This is a genomic window from Streptomyces sp. (genome assembly GCF_036566765.1).
Classification (GTDB): Bacteria; Actinomycetota; Actinomycetes; order Streptomycetales; family Streptomycetaceae; genus Streptomyces.
On sequence record NZ_DATCVQ010000483.1, the window covers coordinates 1 to 3,460 of the forward strand.

Annotated in this window: 3 protein-coding genes and 2 pseudogenes; 1 reads left to right on the plus strand and 4 read right to left on the minus strand. The window is 67.6% G+C overall.

What is annotated here, in order from left to right; translation table 11 throughout:
• From VIU94_RS28405 to VIU94_RS28415, 4 genes and pseudogenes are all read right to left on the minus strand, one after another.
• Window positions 1-245, minus strand: a pseudogene (locus tag VIU94_RS28405) (hypothetical protein); the annotation flags it as partial.
• A gap of 671 nt (window positions 246-916) precedes the next feature.
• Entirely contained in the window at window positions 917-1,477 is a 561-nt protein-coding gene (locus tag VIU94_RS28410; RefSeq protein ID WP_331915486.1) for a hypothetical protein, read from the minus strand.
• A 213-nt stretch (window positions 1,478-1,690) separates the two neighbouring features.
• Window positions 1,691-1,765: pseudogene (locus VIU94_RS44785) on the minus strand (GntR family transcriptional regulator); the annotation flags it as partial.
• 252 nt (window positions 1,766-2,017) lie between these two features.
• Window positions 2,018-2,737, minus strand: a complete 720-nt coding sequence (locus VIU94_RS28415) for a TetR/AcrR family transcriptional regulator (protein WP_331915487.1) — start codon at window positions 2,735-2,737, stop codon at window positions 2,018-2,020.
• Window positions 2,738-2,825: 88 nt separating this feature from the next.
• On the opposite strand from VIU94_RS28415, the gene VIU94_RS28420 reads away from it, so the two are divergent.
• On the plus strand, window positions 2,826-3,460 hold a 635-nt coding region (locus VIU94_RS28420), incomplete at its 3' end, for an NAD(P)-dependent oxidoreductase (protein ID WP_331915488.1).

Below are 3,460 nucleotides of genomic sequence, written 5' to 3' on the forward strand. Positions count from 1 at the left end.
GAAGCGACAGCCTGGCGTGCCGCCCGGACCGCGTAGCGGTGCGGTGGTGCCGGGATCGGCCCTGGAGGTGCTGCGATACGGGTCTTCTTCAGGCCCCGTTCGCCGGGCTGGAAGGCAACCCAGGCGAGGTGGCGTTCGAGCGGGGGACGGTCGACGTCAGCGAGCCGATCGATGCCGACATGGGCAAGGAAGCGACTGAAGCAGGCCACCGTCTCCAGGCTGCTATGGACAGTGCTGATGCTCATCCCGGACATAAGGCGCAGCCGTAGCTATCGTTTTGCCAGGTCACGCCGCCACGGCTGGGCGATCCGGTCGAACCGCAGCCGGGCCCTCGGGGCGGCTGCCGCGTGCGGGAGAGCGATGCCGGGAAGTCTGTCCAGACGCCACACGTCCTGCGGATACTCGATCTCCCAGCCGGCGCCGCCCGCAGTGTCTCCACTGCGTCGCGCGTCTCGATCAGGGACAGCACCGGTTTGCGAACCTGGGACGTCGAGCGCAGGCGCCATCCTGGGACTTCGAGCGCGGGCGCCATTGGGCTTCGTCGAGGGCCAGTGACGAGGTCACCTGGGACGATTTACCAGTCGAACCGCATGCGTGTCACGGGGGGAGAGGTGGTCCGGCGGTGGGCGTCGGCCCGGCACTGCATCTCGTACTGAAACTCCAAGGTCAGCTGAGGGGGCAGCCGTAGATCAATCGTCGCGGTGCAATTCGACTGACAGTCCACCATGTACTCGTCGACCTCTGGCCGGCGGGCGTTCCTCCACCGGTCATGGTGGCCTCGGCAGAAGATCTTCCCCGGGTTATCCACCCAGAGCGTGCAGAACGGCAGGCGGCGCTCATCCGGAGGCTGGTCAGGGACCCCAGGGCCGGCGGCCGGGCACTCATCCGAGGGACGGATCGGTGAGCGTGCGTCTGTTCAGAGGAGTTCGGCGAGACCGAAGCTGAGCAGCCCTGCGGCAAAGGACCCGAGGAAGGTCCAGAATGCGGTCCGGCCGAACGGGAGGGCTCGGACCGCGGCATTGAATTGTTGGCTCTTCCCTATCGCCCCGGCGGAGGGGCGGCGCCCGGTGATGAGGATCAGCACTCCCATCACCAGCAAGCCGAGAGCGATGAGGACGATGGCGGAGCCCGCTGCCACCGACGCGGCATTCGGTTCCATGTAGAGGGTGCCGTTGTCCCGGACCTCTATCCGGTCACCTGGCTGCGCCTCGTCGCTGGCGAGCTCGTGCTTCGGGTCGAAGTCCGAGCCGTCGGCGGCGCTGAATTCTCCCCAGCACCGTCGGGTCTCGTGCCGGTCGTCGGCTTCCCGGTCACTGTCGCTGTACGAGACGTCCACCCGGCAGTCGGCGACGGCCAGGGTTCCTCCCGTACCGGCCAGGCCCACCGCAGTGGCGAAGGTCTGGACCCCATAGACGCTCATGAGTACGCCGGTGAGGGCTGTGGCGAGACCTATGGCACGGGTGGTGATTCGAGACATGGTGCAGGAGAATACATCGCGCGCCAGAAAGCGGAACCACTGCCTCCGCCCGTCACTCGCCTGCGTCCAAGGCTCCGGCTGAGCCAGGGGGAGTCGGCTGCCGCACTCTTCAACCTCTCGCTCCGGCGCGAGACGTCATGCCCCCAAGGGCCCCAAGATGGGGCAAACTGGGCCCAGGCGCGCTCCTTGAGACGCCCAATGGCCGTGGGCGGCTTACTGGGCATCGAAGTCGTACTCCAGCGCGTAGGAAGCGGAGTCCAGGGTCATCTCATTGACCTCAACGGCCCGTTTGAGCCCATCACCCCGTGCGAAGGCCAGGGATGAACTCCGCGGGGCACGCAAGGTCCGCATGCCAGGGGCGGGCCTGTAGATCTGCGTATTTCTCGGTGGCTGTGGCGAGGAAGCGATCGAGTATCCCGAGCCGGCTCAGCGCCTCCGGGGGGCGCGAGCGCGACAACCTCGATCCGGCGGCCGGAGGTGCGGTACGACGCCGACCGGGGCGAGCCTGCGAACCTGCAGTCGGTTGCTTTCACGCGGTCGTCAGCTCTGCGATGGGGTGTCCAAGGACCGGATGAGCTGGGCCAGCTCTTCGCGGAAGAGCTTTTCCGGGCTGAGGGCCTGGGTCTGCAGGTGGCCGTAGATCTCAAGCGACACCAGGCCGTGCAAGTGGCTCCAGATGCGCATGGCGAGAGCCACGGCGGCAGGGGGCAGGTCGGGGAAGGCCGGGCGGACCTTGTCCAGCAGGCCGGGGTCGAAGTCGGACCACGTGAAGTCGCCGTCCGCGTGGAGGAGTTCCGCGTGTGGCCAGGCGGCGGCCGCAAGTGCGGTGATGCCTGTGCAGAGGCGGTGGGCGGCGTCCGGGGCGGCGCCCCCCTCGGGAGGCCGGTAGCCGGGCACGGGGTCACCGTAGATGAGGCGGAAGCCCTCGGGGTTGGCCAGCGCCCAGGTCCTGAAGGCGCAGGCCCATGCCTGGATCTGGGCGGCCGGGTCCAGGGCGGGGGCGGCGTCCCAGGCGGTGTCCACGGTGTCGGCCAATGAGGTGTAGACGTCGTTGATCAGCGTGGTGACCAGGTCGTCCCGGGTGGCGAAGTACCCGTAGATGGCGTTTGCCGTCATGCCCATCTCGCGGGCGATGGCCCGCAGTGTGATCGCGCCGGGCCCGCCCGAGGCCATCAGCTCCAGCGCGACTTTCTTGATCTCCGCGGTCGTTTCGGCCCGCAACCGCTCGCGGCGCCCCTTGGTGTTTCCCACGCTTCCCATGACTGCTCACTCTACAGCGTGACGATATTGAGCATCGTATCGAAACTTCACGGCGTATAGTTTCTGCGTGCCGCGAGGTGATGGCGGCATGAGCAGCTACCAAGGGAGAGCCATGCACATCGGAGTCATCGGGGCCACGGGCGGCATCGGCAGTCGCGTCGTCACGGAGGCCCTCGACCGGGGACACGACGTCACGGCCTTCAGTCGTGACGCCACGAAGATCAGCGAGAACCGGGACAACATCGTCTGGAAGAGCATCGACATCCTGGATGCTGCGAGCGTCACCGCAGCAGTACCCGGTCTGGACGTACTGATCAGCGGATTCCAGCCCGGCAATGCGGCCAAGGACTTCGCAGACACGCTGGAGCGCTCGATCGCCGATCCCACCGTCTACGTCACTGCCGCGCGGGCGCTGCTGAAGGCGCTCGACGCCCACCCCCGGACCCGGCTGATCGTGATCGGCGGCGCCGGCAGCCTGGAGGTCGAACCCGGACTTGTGCTGGCAGACGCCGACGAGCAGTTGAACAAGACCCTCGATCTGGTCGGTTTGCCAAGGGGGTACGTCGCCGCGGTGCGCGGCGCCAGAGACGGTTTGAACATCCTGCGCACGTCCAACCGGTTCTGGACCTACTTCAGCCCCGCCGAGGACATAGCCCCCGGTGAGCGAACCGGCCGGTTCCGGATCGGCGGCGACCAGCCGGTCCGCGACGCCGACGGGCTCAG

Excerpts from the sequence above, each read along its gene's own strand:
- VIU94_RS28410 (WP_331915486.1), bottom strand. The coding sequence starts at position 1,477 with ATGTCTCGAATCACCACCCGTGCCATAGGTCTCGCCACAGCCCTCACC.
- VIU94_RS28415 (WP_331915487.1), bottom strand. The coding sequence starts at position 2,737 with ATGGGAAGCGTGGGAAACACCAAGGGGCGCCGCGAGCGGTTGCGGGCC.